Raw genomic sequence first — 15,140 nt, 5'->3', positions numbered from 1 at the left:
CCACCTCCTGATAGGTCAGCTCTGGGTGTAGGTCAGCGTGATCGTGTAGGTGCCGTTGGCGGAGTAGGCCTGGGACGTGACCGGGCCGCCGTCGAGGTAGTTGCCGCCGACCGAGGCGTCCCACAGGCCGATCCCGGCAACCGTTGCGCCAGAAGGGATGTCGAGGGTCACGGTGGCGGTGACGACGCCGTCAACCGTGCCGGCCGTCCACGAAATCGCCTTGCGGCTACCGGCGATCTCGCCAGTGCCGGTGGTGCCGGGGTCGGTCGAGTGCGCGGCGACGTGCGTTGCGGCGGCGGCGTACGCGGCGGCGAGGTTCTCGCGCTGGCGCGCAGTGTCGATGGGCATGAGGCTCCCTTTAGACGGTGACGGAGTTGTCGATCCAGACCGTCCCGACATCGGGAGTTTCCGGAGGTGTCGGTCCGATGTGGAGTTGGGTCCGGAGGACGACGTCCTCGCGGAAAGCCACGCCGGTCTCTTCGAGGTCGGGGGTCTCGCCCACGTCGACCTCGGCGCGGGCGACGAGGCCCTGGCCGGAGTAGTCCCAACGGGCCTCGACGGAGTCCGGGACGATCTGGCCGGGGTTGAACGCGCGGAACTGGCCGTGCCAGATCGGCGCGACGGCGACCCAGACGAGCGCCATGAAGGGCCTCCTCTCCGAGGCGGGTGGCAGAGAGTGAAGAGGGGTCACTTTGGAGGCGTTTGAACCTGGCTAACCCTGAGATGCCCTCTCCACCGGTCTCCTGTGTGCGGAGGGGAGGGGGGCACCCCCCAGGTCGGGGTGGGGTCGCGCCGGTTTGTCAAGCCTTTCGAGCAACTTTCTCGGGGGAATTTCGGGGAGTTCGCGGCGAGCGAGCTGGGGGGCTCAAAGCCCGGTGCGCCTCCACCCGTAGTTGCATGTGCGGCACTGGGCCTCGATGCCGTCGTGGACCGTTCCGCCGTGGCGAACGGCTCGCACGTGGCCGCCGGTTGCGGGGTTGGCCTCGGTGAAGGGCTGGCCGCATGAGGTGCACGCCTTGGCCTTGGCTGTTGCCTTCGCGGTTGCCTTGCGATGTGCGTAGCCGTAGCCGCGTTGGGCAGCGGTGCCGCGTGCGGCTTCGTACTCGCGTTGGTGCGCAACGCATCGCGTCGAAGTCGTGGGCTCACCGCAGTCAGGCTCACGGCACACGCGCTTAGCTCTTGGCATGTATCACCTGATCTTCTGGCCTGCATACCCAGGGCCTCGTGTGGAGGGGCCTGTAGAAGGGGGAGGGGGGTGGCCAACGGGGGCCGGAACGTGAAGTGGCCCCCAGCTCAACCGTTGCGGGAGCTGGGGGGCGAAGTAGGAGGGGGCTCCATCAGGGCCGGGTGAGGTGGTCCTGGCACACGACGAGCCCGGTGACCCCGTCCACTCGGCCGGCGGGGCGGTTGCACACAAAGCCCTGGGGAGACCGGGCCTTGCACTTGTAGCCCGCCTGCTGGATGGCGCGCAGTGGGTTGCTGGGGCGTGTCACCGCGGGTGTCCTTCCAGGGGGAGGGGGTGTAAACGCTGAGCAGGGCCGGGAGGAGTCGAACCTCCGGACATCGGTTTTGGAGACTGGGTCAGGCCTACGCCCTCGACCCCTGAACCCTCCGCGCGGACGTCTCCGCCGAGGGCGTCTCCTGGCGAACCGGAGCGCGAGGCCAGCGGCCCCGTTAACGCCACCCAGCTCGGTAGCCATCCGAGCGGTCGAGGGGTTGGCGTGGGTGCTCCCGGACCAGGACTCGAACCTGGGACGCGCGGATTAACAGTCCGCCGCTCTGCCGACTGAGCTATCCGGGATTGGTAGAAAGACGCGGAAGTACGATGTGGTGCATGGGATTTCTGCTTGAAGGCACCGAGGCGGCGGGTCCGTTCGGTGTCGAGGTTCGCGGGGAGAGCTTCTACGTCTCGACCGCACCGGACGCGCTCGTCTTGTCGGCGAAGCGGAATGCGGACGGAACGGCGCGGTTCGGAGTGCCGACGAGCGCACTGGCTCAGTTCCTCGCGGCGGTCGATCAGGCGTTGGACCACCAGGCGGCGCGCGGCGCGAAGCTGGCCGACACGGACCCTTGGGTGATCACCCAGGAGGGCGACGATGTCGTCATCGGCGGGCCGGTCATCACCTTCGGAGCGGACGCGACCGAGCGGAGGCCGGTCCAGTCCGTCGAGCTGGTCTACGGGGATGCGCATTGGTTGGTCCGTGCCCTGGCTCCGCTGGGGAAGGCCTGAGCCGTGGTCGCATGGTTCGCGCTCGGCGTTTCCGGGCTCGCTCTGCTCTGGCAACTCATCTACTCGCTCCGCGTGGACCGTGCGGCGCTCAAGGTCAGCGTCTCCCAGATGTCGATGCACCCCGGAGACCTTCACGTCTTCGCCATCACGGTCACCAACATCGGGAGGCGCGCGACCGTTGTGCAGTCTGCCCACCTGACATTGGGCAAGCCTCGACGAGTGCGGGACCGCCTTCCAGCGTGGATGCGCCGCAATCACAAGTACGCCATCTTCGCGTTCGCCGACACGGACCTGTCGGACCTCAACTCGCTCAAGTTCCCGCAACGGCTCGACGTGGGCGACGAGGGAAGCTTCTACATCCGTCGGGAGCACGTCCTCAAGGAGTTGGCGCGGCACAAGCTCACGCACGTGCACGTTCGGGCGTCGGCCTCGACGGCACGACGGAAGAACAGCCGCCCAGTCCGTGTCGATTCGGCGGACTGAGCGGTGAGACTGGCAGGGCAGTCCGTGAGGCCGCCCTGGGGCCGCGCCGAGGATTCGAACCCCGGTCCTACCGATCATCGGGTGCTCTACCGCTGAGCTAATGCGGCCCCGCCGCATCGAGGATTTGAACCCCGGACCATCCGACTATCTCGGTCGCTCTGCCACTGAGCTAGCGCGACATGTGGCCCCGCCGGGCGCTCGACTCCGGGTAGCGGGCGGAGGAGCGCACTCGGCGGGACAGCGGTCCAGGGGGCGCGATGGCGCGCACACTCCCAGCCGCGGCGGCGGGTCGGTCCTCGGTGCCCACAAGGGCTCGCACCGGAAGGACCCAGAAGGCCCGCCGCTCTCTACTGGGGAGATCGGCGAGCGCGGTGACTCAAGCCGTGTAAACGAAAAAGGCCCCGCCTCCACGAGGGAGACGGGGCCGAGGCGAAGCTCACCGACATCCGCGACAGAGCGACTGGAGGCCGTCGGGCCGAGCGGCGTTGCGGCCGAACTCGGCGACCAGCTTGGTCGCTCCGCATCCCGGACACCTCTTCTCGGTCCGCACGATGCGTGGCCCAGCGGAGGCGGCGGCGCGGCGGCGACGAGCGATCTCGTGGAGCAGCCGAGACCCGAGGGCCTGGCGCTCCTCGGGGTCGTCGACCTTGCCGAGGATCTCGGCCAGGCTCACGCGGCACCTCCTTCCAGGGTGTGCAGGAGGGCGAGGCCCTCGTCCGTCGGCCAGGAGTAGAAGGCCGTGGTTCCGCACTCAAGGAGGCGGAGCCCGATGAGCTGGTTGACCTTGGCGAGTGCCACCTTGGTCGGGAAGCCGTGCTGGACGAGCCGGTGAACGAGCCCGTCGGCCCCGCCCGCCTTCCAGTCCCTCGCGTAGGCCAGGACCAGCTCGACGGGGACGTCCTTGCGCTGGGGAGACCTCACTGAGCCGCCTTTCCGAGCAGATCGGCCAGCTTCCGGAGCTGGTCGGCGAGCTGGATGAGGACGAGATCGATCGCCGAGACACGACCGCTCGCGGCGACGCGGGTGAAGACGTGGTCGTGGAGCTGGTCAGCCGCGGTGCCGAGGATGCTCGGGATGCGCTTCACGCTGCGAAGTCCTCTCGGCCAACGATGCTCTCCCCGTCCTCGAAGGTGCCCTGGTAAGGGCTCTCCTCGGTCCAGCCGACCCAGGTGGTGCCGTAGACGCCCTCGGTGGCCTTGAAGAGCGGGACGACCGTGCCGTCCTGGCGCTCGCGGGTCATCACGGCGGGCTTCCTGCATCCGGGCTCGCCGTTGGGCTTGCGGGCCTTGGGCTTGTGCAGGTCGAAGTTCTTGGGCGTGGAGAAGTGCTCGTGGCAGCACGCGCAGTGGGCGGACACGGTGCCGGTCCACGTCCGCCCACAACGGCATCGAGAGGTGGTCATGGTCATGACGTCTGCGAGTTGCGGCGGTCCTACTCAGACGGCGACGGTGACAGCGCCAGGCCTCCAGTCCTCGTCGAGGTGCTCCAGCACGTGCGGGGGCTGGATGACGAACTTCAGGCGGCGCGTGTCGATGTAGCGAGAGCCGCGGTAGCCAGGTGACACGAGGATCTCCGCGAAGTTGGTCTCCAGGAGTTCCCGGCGGTCGTCGATGGACCCTGCCTCCCACGCCTCGGTGATCGTGCGTCCAGTGGGCACGACGAGAATCTGAGAGGTCTTCGGGATGTCCTGTGCGGTCTTCTGGCGCTCCTGGGCACGCTTGAGCGCGGCGAGGTTCTCCAGGCTGGCGTCCTGGGAGAGAGCGATGAGGGCTGCGGCGACGGCGGCATCTGCGGCCTCGACCTCCGCCGCGCCGGTCACCTGAGCGAGCCGGGTGTATTCGAGCGAGGTCCCCCAGCGTTCGAGGAAGTAGTCCGCGACGTACGCCTCCGTCTGGTCGGCGTTGATGCTGGTCTGAGATGAGCAGTCAGCGGTACCTCCGCCGGTAGAGCACCGGTAGGCGTGAGACCTGCCCTTGCGGTTCCCGACGTACATCACGGAGTGACAGGTCAGGCAGCGCATAAGCCCGCTGAGCAGCCGGGAGGGCTGCCGGCCTCCCTTGGGAGTGGACTGGGAGGCCGCAAGGGCTCGGATCGCGGCGCTCGTGTCCGGGGTCAGGATTTCGGGGATGCGGACAGGGCGGCCCGTCTCGTCGAGGATCGGGCCGAGCTTGCCGTCAACCGTGCCAGTCAGGTAGCCACGGACCGGCCAGCCGCAGAGGACGCCCATAAGTGCTCTGCGGGTCCACTTCTTCGCTCGGCGGGGCGGGTGTCCGGCGGAGGTGTTGGCCCAGCGGACCACGGTGCCCAACGTGTTCTTGCGGGTGCCCCCGACGGCCTTGACCAGGACGCGCGCGGCAGCCTCGCGGATGAAACAGACCTCCTTGTCATGGTGGACGAGGACCTTGCCCGCACCTTCTGGGTTGTCGACGGCCTTGAACCCGTAGGGGGTGGGTCCGCCAGGCCAGCGGCCCGCCGCTCGCGCACGGGCGTTCGCATTGCGGTTGCGGTCGCGCATCCGCTCGCGCTCGGCCCTGGCGATCTCGGCCTTGATCACGAACTGAATGCGGAACGAGGTCTCGTCACCGCCCGAGTCGAGGCCCTGGGTGTCGAGCAGCCGGACGGGCTGGCGAACGACCTTGCCAGTCTCGGGGTCCTTGCCCTCGATGGTGTCGAGGATCATCCCGGCGACGTTGATGCCCTCGCGGGTCATGCGGTCGACGTGCCAGGCGAGGAGGTGGTCACATCGGCCCTCGCGCGCGTCGTCGAGCCAGCCGGTGAAGCCCTTTCGGTTGCGGATGGCTCCGGAGGTGCCGTCGTCGATGTGTACTGCGATGACCCGAAGGTTCATCCTCGCGGCGAGCTGGATGCAGTCGTTCAGCATCCCGTCCTTGGAGAGGTTCTCCTCTTTTGCCTGCTTAGAGAGGCGGATGTTGATGGAAACAGTGTTCGGCGGAGCCTGGAGCAGGATAGAGCGAGCCACAGCAACCTCTCGGTGGTGAGCTTTCGGTGACTGCGCTCAAGCTACCACCGAAAACTTGCGGTGGTGAACTTTCGGTGGCTCGGCTCATACGGGGTTGAGTGGAATCCGGCGAACGCCGCGTTGCCCGAGTTGTCGTTGCAACGCTCGTGGGCGTCCAACGTGGACATGGCGATCATCGTCGCCGCAGTGCTCGTCATCGTGTTCGCGCGCAAGAAGTCGCTCACGCCGTTGCTGCTGCTCGGCGGGTCGGTGCTGGGCGCGCAGGTGCTGAAGCTCTACGTGCTGGTGCGGCCGCCGATGGACGACGACGCGGTACTGGTGCACAACAGCTTCCCGAGTGGGCACACCACGGCGGCGGTGGCGTCGGTGATCGCGGTGACGATGGCCGTGCCGCGCCGGTTCGCGTTGTTCGTGGCGGTGCCGGGGGCGATCGGCGCGGGGGCGGTGGCGGCGGAGACGGTGTCGCTCGGCTGGCACCGGTTCAGCGACACGCTCGGCGCGGCGCTGCTGGTCTCGACGTTCGCGTTCCTGCTGCTGCGCAGGTGGACCGCGGGGCTGGTGGTGCCGCCCGCGCTGGCGGCCGGCGGGGTGTGGCTGATGGTGAGCTACCCGCAGGCCACGCCGTCGACTCTCGCCGCCGTCGTGACCGCGGGTGTGGTGCTGCACTTCGGGTGGGTCGTGAGTGGTCCCGTCCTTCGGGGCGGGCAGGACCACTCACGACCGGGATCACCCGTCGTGGTCGGTGGCGATCAGTTCGGCGATGGCGTCGAGAGCAGCGTCCGCTCCGTCCCCCTCGGCGCTGAGCACCACCTCGTCACCGTGCATAGCGCCCAGGGTCATGAGTCCCAGGACACTCGCCGCTTCCACGGCTTCGCCGCCGTCCTTGCGGATGGTGACCGTCACCGGTTGGTCGGCGGCGGCCTTCGCCAGCAATGCGGCAGGCCGGGCGTGCAGTCCGACCTTGCTGGCCACGGTGACCCGTCGCTCGGCCATGATGGTTCCTCCCGGTAGAGCTGGTTGAGCTGACTACTGCCTGTCGTGCCTGGCGGGCTTCTCGGTGACGGCCGTGTCGGCCGAACCCGAGGCACCCACGACGCTCTCGTCGGCCTCCGGCGACTCGTCGTCCTCGCGGCCCGGCGTCTTCAGGTTCCACTTGGTGATGACCCAGCGGAACACGAAGTAGTAGATCGCCGCGTACACCAGACCGATCGGGATGATAAGCAGCGGACGCGTCGCGATGTTGAAGTTGAGCAGGTAGTCGATCACGCCGGCGGAGAAGCCGAAGCCGTCGTGCACGCCGAGGGCGTTCGTGATGGCGAGCGACGTACCGGTCAGGATCGCGTGGATGATGTACAGCGGCCACGCGACGAACATGAACGCGAACTCGAGCGGCTCGGTGACACCCGTGATGAACGAGGTGAGGGCCGCGGAGCCCATGATGCCGGCGATGATCTTCTTCTGCGACGGCTTGGCGGTGTGGATGATCGCCAGGGCGGCCGCGGGGAGCGCGAACATGAAGATCGGGAAGAAGCCGGACATGAACGTGCCCGCGGTCGGGTCACCGGCGAAGAAGCGCGGGATGTCACCGGTCTTGGTGGCACCGTCCACCTGGTACTCGCCGAAGACCTGCCACATGAACGTGTTCGGGATGTGGTGCAGGCCGAGCGGGATCAGGAGGCGGTTGATCACGCCGTAGATGCCGGCACCGATGATCGAGCTGCCCGAGACGGCCTCGCCGACGGCGGTCAGACCCTTGTCGAACCACGGGTAGATGAGACCCATCACGACGCCGACGGGGATCATGACGCCCGCGACGATGATCGGCACGAAGCGACGGCCACCGAAGAACGCGAGGTACGGGGGCAGCTTGATGCGGTGGTACTTCTGCCACAGCACGGCGGTGATCAGACCCACCACGATGCCGGTCAGCACCGAGTAGTTGATCTGCTCCTGCTTCGCGGGGTCCTCGGCGAGCGGCAGGACGATCGGCGACATGGCCTTGAAGACGGCCTGCGTGACCACGAAGCCGACGACGGCGGCGAGAGCGGTCGAACCGTCACCCCGGCGCGCGAACCCGATCGCCACACCCACCGCGAACAGCAGCGGCAGGTTGCTGAACAGGGCGTCGCCCGCACCACCGATGACGGCGGCGACCTGGTTCCAGCCCAGACCCTCCTTGCCGAGCAGGTCCGGCTGGCCGAGACGCAGGAGAAGTGCGGCGGCGGGCAGTGAAGCGATCGGCAGCATGAGGCTGCGACCGAACCGCTGCAAACCGGCCAGGCCCTTGAACCCGCGACCGCCTGTCGCCTCTGGGGCGCTGGCGCTCATGTGGTACCTCCCTTGGCGGAGTGAGGAGCGGAACCCGGGACGGTCCGGTCCAGTTGCATGGTCACCTGGTAGAGATCGCCCCGGTACCAGGAAGTCACGTCTTCGCAGGGCTGCCCGTTGGCACTGGCGACCCTCCTGAACACGAGGAGCGGGCTGCCCTTGCGGACGTCGAGCGCCTTCGCGGTCTCCGCGTCGGCGGTCTCGGCCCACACGGTCTGCCGCGCGTGGTCGAGCTGGATTCCGTACCGGGTCGCGATGATCTCGTAGAGCGATCCGGTCAGGTCACATCGGTCGAGCTCGGGAAGCATGTGCGGGCTGTACCAGCCGGCCTCGAGCGCCAACGGTGCCCCGTCGGCCTTGCGCAGCCGCACGACGCGGTACGCGTACTCGTCCGGTTCCAGGCCGAGAGAGGCCTTGGAACCGGGTGCCGCCTGGCCGGCGCTGATCACCTCGGTGCTGGGCTCGACGCCGCGAGCCTTCATGTCCGAGGTGAACGACGCCAGGAAGAGCTGCAGGTCGTAGCGCCTTTTGGCGGTGAACGTCCCACGCCCCTTCGCCCGCGTGAGCAGGCCGTCGGCGACCAGTTGGCCGACTGCGGCCCGCACGGTGATGCGAGAGACTCCGTACCGCTCGGCCAGGTCGCGCTCCGACGGAATCGGTGAGCCGGGAGCGAGCTCCTGTTCGGCCAGCCGCCGCAGGATCTCGCGCAGCTGCGCGTGCTTGGGCTTGGGCCCCTCCACGATCTCGTTCACTCGCTCACCTCCTCGCTAGTGGTACTTTCCGGTCTAGACCAGTTGGTGCGGGAGAATGCTCCGCGCACCGAGCGGGTGTCAACCGCTGTTACGGGAACGAGAGGTACGAACGTGGCTGACGAGAAGGCGCAGAAGATCCTCGCCGCGCTGGGCGGGCGCGACAACGTCATCGAGATCGAGCCCTGCATCACCCGTCTGCGGTGTGAGCTCGAGGACGGGTCGGTAGTGGACGAGAAGGCCCTGAAGGCGTTGGGAGCACACGGAGTCATGCGTTCCGGCAACGTCGTCCAGGTCGTCGTCGGCCCCGAGGCGGACACCATCGCGTCGGACATCGAGGACCTCCTGTGAGCGTCCGCGTCGGCAGCCCGGTGGCCGGCCGGGTGGTCGCGCTCTCCGAGGTTCCGGACCAGGTGTTCGCCGAGGCGATGGTGGGCCCCGGCGTCGCCGTCGAGCCCGTCCGCGCGAAGGCCGACGTCGTCTCCCCGCTCGACGGCACCGTGGTCACGTTGCACCCGCACGCGTTCGTCGTCGCAGGTGCGGACGGCGCCGCCGTGCTGGTCCACCTGGGCATCGACACCGTGAAGCGCAAGGGCGAGGGCTTCGAGGTCCACGTCGTCAAGGGCGAGCAGGTCCAGGCCGGTCAGAAGATCGTGACGTGGGACCCGGCCGAGGTCGAGGCGGCCGGGTACGCGCCGATCTGCCCGGTCATCGCGCTGGACGCGTCTGCTGAGGCGCTCGGCGACCTCGCGGTGGGCGTCGACGTGACGGCGAACGACGCGCTCTTCGACTGGTCTCGCTGACCCCGTAGACCTGTGTGGTGAACGGACCGTTCACCACAGGCCGAAATTTGGTCGAAGTCGTACCAAGCAGGACCGTGGTGTCATGACCACGGTCCTGCTCTCGTTCACGCCGGGCGCGCTCGTCCTGGGCGCGCTCGTGGGTTCGCTGTGGACGGTTGCCGCCGTCCTGGACGCACCACCCGAATCGTTCGTGCTGGCCTGGTTCGGCATCGTGCTCGCGGTGATCGATCTGCGGCACCACCGGTTGCCGGACGCCCTCACCCTCCCGTTGGCCGCCGTCCTGCTGCTCCTGCAGTCCCACCGGCTGGGAGAAGCGCTGCTGAGCGCCGCGCTTTTCGGTGGCGCGCATCTCGCGGTGAGGTGGTGCGAGCCCGCCTTGATGGGCGGCGGCGACGTGAAGCTGACCTTCGGCCTCGGCGCCGCACTTTCGTTGCCGGCCCTCTTACCTGCGGCGATCCTGTCCAGTGCGGTCACTCTCGCCCTCGCCGCGTTCAGACGCACTCGCGCGGTGCCCCACGGACCGGGGTTGCTGGCCGCCACCTGGGCATTGACGACGCTGTGAAAGGATTGTGAACGTGCTGCGCTGGATCACCGCTGGAGAGTCACACGGCCCCGCCCTCGTCGCCGTCCTGGAGGGCATGCCCGCCGGGGTGGAGGTGACCACCGAGGACCTCGTCGCCCAGCTCGGGCGCCGCAGGCTCGGGTTCGGTCGCTCGCCCCGCATGGGCTTCGAGCAGGACGAGGTCGAGATCCTCGGCGGCGTCCGCCACGGCAAGACCCAGGGCGGTCCCGTGGCGGTGACGATCGGCAACTCCGAGTGGCCCAAGTGGCAGACGGTCATGTCGCCGGACCCGGTCGACCCGAGCCTGCTCAAGCCGACGGGCCGCAACGAGGCCCTCACCCGCCCGCGGCCCGGTCACGCGGACCTGCCGGGCATGCAGAAGTTCGGCTTCGACGAGGCCCGCCCGGTGCTGGAGCGCGCGTCCGCCCGCGAGACCGCAGCCCGCACCGCGCTCGGCACGGTCGCGCGGCAGTTCCTGCAGCAGTTGCTCGGCGTGCAGATCGTCAGCCACGTCGTGTCCATCGGCAAGGCCGAGACGCCCGAGGACGCGGCTCTGCCGACGCCGGACGACCTGGCCGCGATCGACGAGTCGCCGGTGCGCTGCTTCGACCAGCGCGGCACGGACGCGATGATCGCCGAGGTCGAGGCCGTCAAGGAGGCCGGGGACACGGTCGGTGGTGTCATCGAGGTGCTCGCCTACGGCCTGCCGCCGGGCCTCGGCTCGCACGTGCACTGGGACCGCCGCCTCGACGCCCGCCTCGCCGCCGCGCTCATGGGCGTGCAGGCGATGAAGGGCGTGGAGATCGGTGACGGGTTCACGTCGGCGAAGCGCTGGGGTTCGCAGGCGCACGACGAGATCGACCGCGGCAGCGGCCCGGTCGGCGTCACCCGCCGCTCGAACCGCGCCGGTGGCCTCGAAGGCGGCATCACCAACGGCGAGATCCTCCGTGCGCGCGTGGCCATGAAGCCCATCTCGACCGTCCCGCGTGCACTGTCCACTGTGGACGTGCGCACCGGCGAGCCCGCCGTCGCGATCCACCAGCGCTCGGACGTCTGCGCCGTGCCGCGCGCCGGTGTCGTGCTGGAGTCCGTGGTGGCGCTGGTGCTCGCCGAGGCGGCGCTGGAGAAGTTCGGCGGCGACTCGCTCGACGAGACGCGCCGCAACGCCCACGCGTACCTCAAGGCGCTGGAAGCCCGCTGGGAGGGCATGTGAGCCCGCGCTTCGTCGTGGTCGGCCCGCCCGGTGCGGGCAAGACCACGGTCAGCGAGTTGCTCGCGGCCCGCCTCGACCTGCCGTTCCGCGACGCGGACGCCGACATCGTCGAGTTGGCCGGCAAGCCGATCTCGGACATCTTCCTCGACGACGGCGAGCCCGCTTTCCGCGCCATGGAAGAGGAAGCGGTCGCGAAGGCGCTCGTCGAACACGAGGGCGTGCTGGCGTTGGGCGGGGGAGCGGTGCTGTCCGCGACGACCCGCGAACGCCTGCGCGAGCACACCGTGGTGTTCCTGAACGTGGGCATGGCCGAGGGCGTGCGCCGCACCGGGCTCGCGGCCAACCGTCCGCTGCTGACCGGCGTGAACCCGCGCGCCACGTTCAAGGCGCTGCTCGACGCGCGCCTGCCGCTGTACCGCGAGGTCGCGACGATCGAGGTGCTGACCGACGCCCTCGACCCGGACCAGGTGACCGACGCGGTGATCAAGGGAGCTGAAGCATGACCGAGCCCGTGCGCATCCGGGTCGCCGCGGAGAAGGCCTACGACGTCGTGATCGGCCGCGGCCTGCTCGGCGACATCGTCGAGTTCCTCAGCACCACCGCCAAGATCGCGATCATCCACCAGCCCACGCTCGCCGAGACCGCGAAGGTGCTGGTCGACGAGCTCAAGGCGGTGGGCGTCGACGCGCACCGCGTCGAGGTCCCCGACGCCGAGGACGGCAAGGACCTCGCCGTCGCGGGCTTCTGCTGGGACGTCCTGGGCAAGATCGGCCTCGCCCGCACCGACGTCGTCGTCGGCCTGGGCGGCGGCGCCGTCACCGACCTCGCGGGCTTCGTCGCGTCCACCTGGATGCGCGGCGTGCGGCTGGTCAACATCCCGACGACGCTGCTCGGCATGGTCGACGCGGCCGTCGGCGGCAAGACCGGCATCAACACCGACGCGGGCAAGAACCTCGTCGGCACGTTCTACGAACCGGACGCCATCTTCGTCGACCTCGCCACGCTGGAGACGTTGCCCCGCAACGAACTCATCGCCGGCATGGCCGAGATCGTCAAGGGCGGCTTCATCGCCGACCCGGTCATCCTCGACCTGATCGAGGCCGACCCGGCCCAGGCCCTCGACCCGACCGGCGAGGTCCTCGCCGACCTGGTCCGCCGCAAGATCCAGATCAAGGCCGACGTCGTCACGAACGACCTGCGCGAGTCGTCCCTGCGCGAAATCCTGAACTACGGCCACACCCTCGGCCACGCCATCGAACGCCGCGAGCGCTACCGCTGGCGGCACGGCGCCGCCATCAGCGTGGGCCTGGTCTTCGCCGCCGAACTGGCCCGCCTCGCCGGCCGCCTCGACGACGAGACCGCCGACCGCCACAAGCGCGTCCTCGAACTCCTCGGCCTGCCGACCACCTACGACCCGGACGCCCTCCCGCAGCTCATGGAGGGCATGAAGGTCGACAAGAAGAACAAGGCGGGCGTGCTCCGCTTCGTCGTCCTCGACGGCCTCGCGAAGCCCGGCCGCCTCGAAGGCCCGGACCCGTCGCTGATCGCCGCCGCGTACGGCGCCGTCGCCGCCGAGCCCAAGGCGCAGGGCGGGACGGTGCTGCTGTGAAGGTCCTGGTCCTCAACGGCCCCAACCTGAACCGCCTGGGCACCCGCGAGCCGCTCATCTACGGCAGCACCACCCACGCCGACCTGGCGAACATGTGCGTCGCCGAAGGCAAGGACCTCGGCTTCGACGTCGAGGTCCGCCAGACCAACCACGAGGGCCAGATGGTCGACTGGCTGCACGAGGCAGCCGACGCGGGCACCCCGGTCGTCCTCAACGGCGCGGCCTGGACGCACTACTCGATCGCCCTGCGCGACGCGTGCTCCCAGCTCACCGCGCCCCTGGTCGAGGTGCACATCTCGAACATCCACCAGCGCGAGGAGTTCCGGCACCACAGCGTGGTCTCGGCGGTCGCCACCGGCGTGATCGCGGGCCTGGGCGTCGAGGGCTACCTCCTCGCCCTGCGCTGGCTGGCGCTCAAGCAGAAGTAACGGGGTGGCGCATCCAGAGGTTGGTCTCCTCGTAGACGCCCTGGTCGCGCTCCCGATCGATCCGCAGCAGGTCCAGCCCACCGGCGACGACGTACCGCCCGCTCTGCGGGAACGCCGTCCCGGTCCACCGCTCCCACTCGGCGACGGTCCCGGTCACCACCATCGACCGGGGCGCGGGCGCGAGGATCGTGGCCCCGAGCCGCTGGTGGGTGCGGATCCACGGGTCGAGGTGCAGCCCGTCCTCCCGCGCCCACCCTTGGAAGTCCTCCATCGACGTCAGCGGGTAGGTCGCCTTCAAGGTCGGCCGCACCGGCACGATCACGCGCGAGAGCCCGTCCTCCGCCGCCCGCTCGCGCAACCCGGTCAGCACGCGGCCGGCCAGCCCGCCTCCGGTTCGGCCGGTCCGCACGGTCGCCGCGACCACGCACAACGTGTCCGGCGCGAGCCCGCTCTCGTGCTCCCGGACCGCCGCGGCCAACGCCCCGTCGTACCCGCCGTCGGGCAACCCCGGCACCGAACCGTCCCAGCGCAACGCCACGGCCGTCGCCCGCGCCAGCACCGAGTCGTCGTCATCGAGCAGAAGCACGTCGTAGCGCGGGAAGTACTCGGCCACGGCGGCGCGGCACTCGCGCGGCACCTGGCCGCGCAGCACGAACGGCGGCCACCCGTCCCGCAACGCGGCCTGCGCCGCCCCCTGCAGATCGGGCCGCGAGCCGTTCGAGACGATCTCCACGAACCTGATCGTAGAAGGGCGCGGAATGCTCCATCACGTCGAACTCTGGGTCCCGGATCTCGCCCGCGCCGAAGCCACGTTCGGGTGGATCTTCACCGAACTCGGCTGGACCGAACACCAAAGATGGACCGCAGGCGTCAGCTGGAAGCTGGGCGACACCTACGTCGTCGTAGAGCAGTCCAACGCCATGACAGGCCCGCACGACCGCATGAAGGCAGGCCTCAACCACCTCGCCCTGCACGCGGGCACCAATGCGAACGTCGACCGCCTCACCGCGAAATCCGAGGCCAACGGCTGGAAGCTCATGTTCGCGGACAAGCATCCTCACGCGGGAGGACCAGACCACTACGCGGCGTTCATGGAGAACGAGGACGGGTTCGAAATCGAGCTCGTAGGCGTCTGAACGTGTAAAGATTCGACACGTGCCGAGACTGCTGATCGCCGCGTTCGCACTGCTCCTGGCCGGGTGCGCGGCCGCTCCGGAGCCCACGCCCGTCAGCAGCGAGACGACGACGCAGCCCGACCGGCCGTTGTCGGACGCGCAGCTCCAGGCGCAGTGGTGGACGTGGGCCGCGTCGAGCACGGAGAAGCGCAACCCCGTCGTCGACGACAGCGGCCAGTGGTGCGCGGAGAACCAGCCGAAGGACGTGTGGTTCTTCGCGGGCACGTTCGGCGGCTCGGTGAACCGCCGCTGCCAGGTGCCGGCGGGCAGGCCGCTCGCGGGCCCGGCGGTCAACACCTACACGAACTGCGACACGTTCTTCGCCAGCGCCAAGGGGTCGGTGACGCTCGACGGCCAGCTGGTCGAACTGCGCCGGATCGACTCGGCCCCGATCACCTTCGACGCCGTGCGGGACAACGTGCTGGGCGCCCCGACCGGCAAGGTGAACGCCAACGCGTGCGGGCTGTGGGCGTGGATCCCGCCGCTCAGCCCCGGCGAGCACGAGCTGCGCGTGCAGGGTGAGTTCGGCACCTTCAGGACGTCCGCGCGCTACATCCTCACCGTGGGCGCCTCGGACTAG

Annotated in this window: 23 protein-coding genes, 2 tRNA genes and 1 pseudogene; 12 read left to right on the top strand and 14 right to left on the bottom strand. The window is 69.3% G+C overall.

The features are described 5' to 3' along the window. Nucleotides 1–15: 15 nt before the first annotated feature. From JNUCC0626_RS18125 to JNUCC0626_RS18110, 4 genes are all read right to left on the bottom strand, one after another. The gene (locus tag JNUCC0626_RS18125) at nucleotides 16–348 is read right to left on the bottom strand and encodes a phage tail fiber protein (protein ID WP_394620935.1); all 333 of its coding nucleotides are present in this window, start codon (nucleotides 346–348) and stop codon (nucleotides 16–18) included. Between the two features lie 10 nt (nucleotides 349–358). Continuing rightward, nucleotides 359–643 (bottom strand): hypothetical protein, encoded by a 285-nt coding sequence (locus JNUCC0626_RS18120; RefSeq protein WP_394620934.1) that lies wholly within the window; start codon nucleotides 641–643, stop codon nucleotides 359–361. A gap of 694 nt (nucleotides 644–1,337) precedes the next feature. Beyond that, the gene (locus JNUCC0626_RS18115) at nucleotides 1,338–1,493 is read right to left on the bottom strand and encodes a hypothetical protein (protein ID WP_394620933.1); all 156 of its coding nucleotides are present in this window, start codon (nucleotides 1,491–1,493) and stop codon (nucleotides 1,338–1,340) included. A gap of 235 nt (nucleotides 1,494–1,728) precedes the next feature. After that, nucleotides 1,729–1,801, bottom strand: a tRNA-Asn gene (locus JNUCC0626_RS18110). Between the two features lie 33 nt (nucleotides 1,802–1,834). On the opposite strand from JNUCC0626_RS18110, the gene JNUCC0626_RS18105 reads away from it, so the two are divergent. Together JNUCC0626_RS18105 and JNUCC0626_RS18100 are read left to right on the top strand one after the other, a co-directional pair. Beyond that, nucleotides 1,835–2,230: a hypothetical protein gene (locus tag JNUCC0626_RS18105; RefSeq protein WP_394620932.1), complete on the top strand. Its 396-nt coding sequence runs from the start codon at nucleotides 1,835–1,837 to the stop codon at nucleotides 2,228–2,230. Between the two features lie 3 nt (nucleotides 2,231–2,233). Beyond that, on the top strand, nucleotides 2,234–2,713 hold the full coding sequence (locus JNUCC0626_RS18100; protein WP_394620931.1) for a hypothetical protein: 480 nt from the start codon (nucleotides 2,234–2,236) through the stop codon (nucleotides 2,711–2,713). A 109-nt stretch (nucleotides 2,714–2,822) separates the two neighbouring features. On the opposite strand, the gene JNUCC0626_RS18095 is transcribed toward JNUCC0626_RS18100, so the two are convergent. The 6 genes from JNUCC0626_RS18095 to JNUCC0626_RS18070 form a co-directional block, all read right to left on the bottom strand. Beyond that, a tRNA-Tyr gene (locus JNUCC0626_RS18095) sits at nucleotides 2,823–2,899 on the bottom strand. Between the two features lie 250 nt (nucleotides 2,900–3,149). Next, the gene (locus JNUCC0626_RS18090; protein WP_394620930.1) at nucleotides 3,150–3,386 is read right to left on the bottom strand and encodes a hypothetical protein; all 237 of its coding nucleotides are present in this window, start codon (nucleotides 3,384–3,386) and stop codon (nucleotides 3,150–3,152) included. Then, nucleotides 3,383–3,634 carry a hypothetical protein gene (locus tag JNUCC0626_RS18085; RefSeq protein WP_394620929.1) on the bottom strand — a complete coding sequence of 84 codons (252 nt, stop codon included), beginning with the start codon at nucleotides 3,632–3,634 and terminating at the stop codon, nucleotides 3,383–3,385. Before JNUCC0626_RS18085 ends, JNUCC0626_RS18090 begins: the two co-directional genes overlap by 4 nt. After that, nucleotides 3,631–3,798, bottom strand: a complete 168-nt coding sequence (locus JNUCC0626_RS18080; protein WP_394620928.1) for a hypothetical protein — start codon at nucleotides 3,796–3,798, stop codon at nucleotides 3,631–3,633. Before JNUCC0626_RS18080 ends, JNUCC0626_RS18085 begins: the two co-directional genes overlap by 4 nt. Then, complete coding sequence (locus tag JNUCC0626_RS18075) at nucleotides 3,795–4,115, bottom strand: hypothetical protein (RefSeq protein ID WP_394620927.1); 321 nt, start codon at nucleotides 4,113–4,115, stop codon at nucleotides 3,795–3,797. The genes JNUCC0626_RS18080 and JNUCC0626_RS18075 overlap by 4 nt, the downstream gene beginning before the upstream one ends. 33 nt (nucleotides 4,116–4,148) lie before the next feature. Further along, nucleotides 4,149–5,693 carry a recombinase family protein gene (locus JNUCC0626_RS18070; protein ID WP_394620926.1) on the bottom strand — a complete coding sequence of 515 codons (1,545 nt, stop codon included), beginning with the start codon at nucleotides 5,691–5,693 and terminating at the stop codon, nucleotides 4,149–4,151. A gap of 165 nt (nucleotides 5,694–5,858) precedes the next feature. Here JNUCC0626_RS18070 and JNUCC0626_RS18065 point away from each other — a divergent pair. Next, nucleotides 5,859–6,221 (top strand): annotated as a pseudogene (locus JNUCC0626_RS18065) (phosphatase PAP2 family protein); the annotation flags it as partial. Between the two features lie 198 nt (nucleotides 6,222–6,419). Here JNUCC0626_RS18065 and JNUCC0626_RS18060 read toward each other — a convergent pair. Genes JNUCC0626_RS18060 through JNUCC0626_RS18050 form a run of 3 tightly spaced genes read right to left on the bottom strand, consistent with a single transcriptional unit; the run spans nucleotide 6,420 to nucleotide 8,773 of the window. Further along, nucleotides 6,420–6,686: an HPr family phosphocarrier protein gene (locus JNUCC0626_RS18060; protein ID WP_285642411.1), complete on the bottom strand. Its 267-nt coding sequence runs from the start codon at nucleotides 6,684–6,686 to the stop codon at nucleotides 6,420–6,422. Nucleotides 6,687–6,719: 33 nt separating this feature from the next. Beyond that, nucleotides 6,720–8,021 (bottom strand): PTS transporter subunit EIIC, encoded by a 1,302-nt coding sequence (locus tag JNUCC0626_RS18055; RefSeq protein WP_394620925.1) that lies wholly within the window; start codon nucleotides 8,019–8,021, stop codon nucleotides 6,720–6,722. Then, nucleotides 8,018–8,773, bottom strand: a complete 756-nt coding sequence (locus JNUCC0626_RS18050) for a GntR family transcriptional regulator (protein ID WP_285642344.1) — start codon at nucleotides 8,771–8,773, stop codon at nucleotides 8,018–8,020. Before JNUCC0626_RS18050 ends, JNUCC0626_RS18055 begins: the two co-directional genes overlap by 4 nt. 111 nt (nucleotides 8,774–8,884) lie before the next feature. On the opposite strand from JNUCC0626_RS18050, the gene JNUCC0626_RS18045 reads away from it, so the two are divergent. From JNUCC0626_RS18045 to aroQ, 7 genes are all read left to right on the top strand, one after another. Continuing rightward, complete coding sequence (locus tag JNUCC0626_RS18045; RefSeq protein WP_382442159.1) at nucleotides 8,885–9,121, top strand: glucose PTS transporter subunit EIIB; 237 nt, start codon at nucleotides 8,885–8,887, stop codon at nucleotides 9,119–9,121. Then, nucleotides 9,118–9,573: a PTS sugar transporter subunit IIA gene (locus tag JNUCC0626_RS18040; RefSeq protein WP_394620924.1), complete on the top strand. Its 456-nt coding sequence runs from the start codon at nucleotides 9,118–9,120 to the stop codon at nucleotides 9,571–9,573. Before JNUCC0626_RS18045 ends, JNUCC0626_RS18040 begins: the two co-directional genes overlap by 4 nt. A gap of 82 nt (nucleotides 9,574–9,655) precedes the next feature. After that, complete coding sequence (locus tag JNUCC0626_RS18035; RefSeq protein ID WP_394620923.1) at nucleotides 9,656–10,135, top strand: prepilin peptidase; 480 nt, start codon at nucleotides 9,656–9,658, stop codon at nucleotides 10,133–10,135. A 13-nt stretch (nucleotides 10,136–10,148) separates the two neighbouring features. Beyond that, a complete protein-coding gene (gene aroC / locus JNUCC0626_RS18030; protein WP_394620922.1) occupies nucleotides 10,149–11,348 on the top strand; it encodes a chorismate synthase in 1,200 nt (399 codons plus the stop codon). Beyond that, nucleotides 11,345–11,851, top strand: a complete 507-nt coding sequence (locus JNUCC0626_RS18025) for a shikimate kinase (RefSeq protein ID WP_394620921.1) — start codon at nucleotides 11,345–11,347, stop codon at nucleotides 11,849–11,851. The genes aroC and JNUCC0626_RS18025 overlap by 4 nt, the downstream gene beginning before the upstream one ends. Then, a complete protein-coding gene (aroB, locus tag JNUCC0626_RS18020; protein WP_394620920.1) occupies nucleotides 11,848–12,957 on the top strand; it encodes a 3-dehydroquinate synthase in 1,110 nt (369 codons plus the stop codon). The genes JNUCC0626_RS18025 and aroB overlap by 4 nt, the downstream gene beginning before the upstream one ends. Beyond that, nucleotides 12,954–13,385, top strand: coding sequence for a type II 3-dehydroquinate dehydratase (aroQ, locus tag JNUCC0626_RS18015; RefSeq protein ID WP_394620919.1), 432 nt, complete (start codon nucleotides 12,954–12,956; stop codon nucleotides 13,383–13,385). The genes aroB and aroQ overlap by 4 nt, the downstream gene beginning before the upstream one ends. Here the strand turns inward: aroQ and JNUCC0626_RS18010 are convergent. Then, nucleotides 13,372–14,118 (bottom strand): Long-chain-fatty-acid--CoA ligase, encoded by a 747-nt coding sequence (locus tag JNUCC0626_RS18010; RefSeq protein ID WP_394620918.1) that lies wholly within the window; start codon nucleotides 14,116–14,118, stop codon nucleotides 13,372–13,374. The two genes, aroQ and JNUCC0626_RS18010, sit on opposite strands and share 14 nt — an antisense overlap. 25 nt (nucleotides 14,119–14,143) lie before the next feature. Between JNUCC0626_RS18010 and JNUCC0626_RS18005 the strand changes: the two genes are divergently transcribed. Beyond that, nucleotides 14,144–14,521, top strand: coding sequence for a VOC family protein (locus tag JNUCC0626_RS18005; RefSeq protein WP_394620917.1), 378 nt, complete (start codon nucleotides 14,144–14,146; stop codon nucleotides 14,519–14,521). A 19-nt stretch (nucleotides 14,522–14,540) separates the two neighbouring features. Further along, complete coding sequence (locus JNUCC0626_RS18000) at nucleotides 14,541–15,140, top strand: hypothetical protein (RefSeq protein WP_394620916.1); 600 nt, start codon at nucleotides 14,541–14,543, stop codon at nucleotides 15,138–15,140.

The organism is Lentzea sp. JNUCC 0626, assembly GCF_043632865.1.
Lineage (GTDB): Bacteria > Actinomycetota > Actinomycetes > Mycobacteriales > Pseudonocardiaceae > Lentzea.
This window is presented reverse-complemented; position numbering and strand designations above follow the sequence as displayed.

Excerpts from the sequence above, each read along its gene's own strand:
- JNUCC0626_RS18125 (WP_394620935.1), bottom strand. The coding sequence starts at position 348 with ATGCCCATCGACACTGCGCGCCAGCGCGAGAACCTCGCCGCCGCGTAC.
- JNUCC0626_RS18120 (WP_394620934.1), bottom strand. The coding sequence starts at position 643 with ATGGCGCTCGTCTGGGTCGCCGTCGCGCCGATCTGGCACGGCCAGTTC.
- JNUCC0626_RS18105 (WP_394620932.1), top strand. The coding sequence starts at position 1,835 with ATGGGATTTCTGCTTGAAGGCACCGAGGCGGCGGGTCCGTTCGGTGTC.
- JNUCC0626_RS18075 (WP_394620927.1), bottom strand. The coding sequence starts at position 4,115 with ATGACCACCTCTCGATGCCGTTGTGGGCGGACGTGGACCGGCACCGTG.
- JNUCC0626_RS18060 (WP_285642411.1), bottom strand. The coding sequence starts at position 6,686 with ATGGCCGAGCGACGGGTCACCGTGGCCAGCAAGGTCGGACTGCACGCC.
- JNUCC0626_RS18055 (WP_394620925.1), bottom strand. The coding sequence starts at position 8,021 with ATGAGCGCCAGCGCCCCAGAGGCGACAGGCGGTCGCGGGTTCAAGGGC.
- JNUCC0626_RS18035 (WP_394620923.1), top strand. The coding sequence starts at position 9,656 with ATGACCACGGTCCTGCTCTCGTTCACGCCGGGCGCGCTCGTCCTGGGC.
- aroB (WP_394620920.1), top strand. The coding sequence starts at position 11,848 with ATGACCGAGCCCGTGCGCATCCGGGTCGCCGCGGAGAAGGCCTACGAC.
- JNUCC0626_RS18005 (WP_394620917.1), top strand. The coding sequence starts at position 14,144 with ATGCTCCATCACGTCGAACTCTGGGTCCCGGATCTCGCCCGCGCCGAA.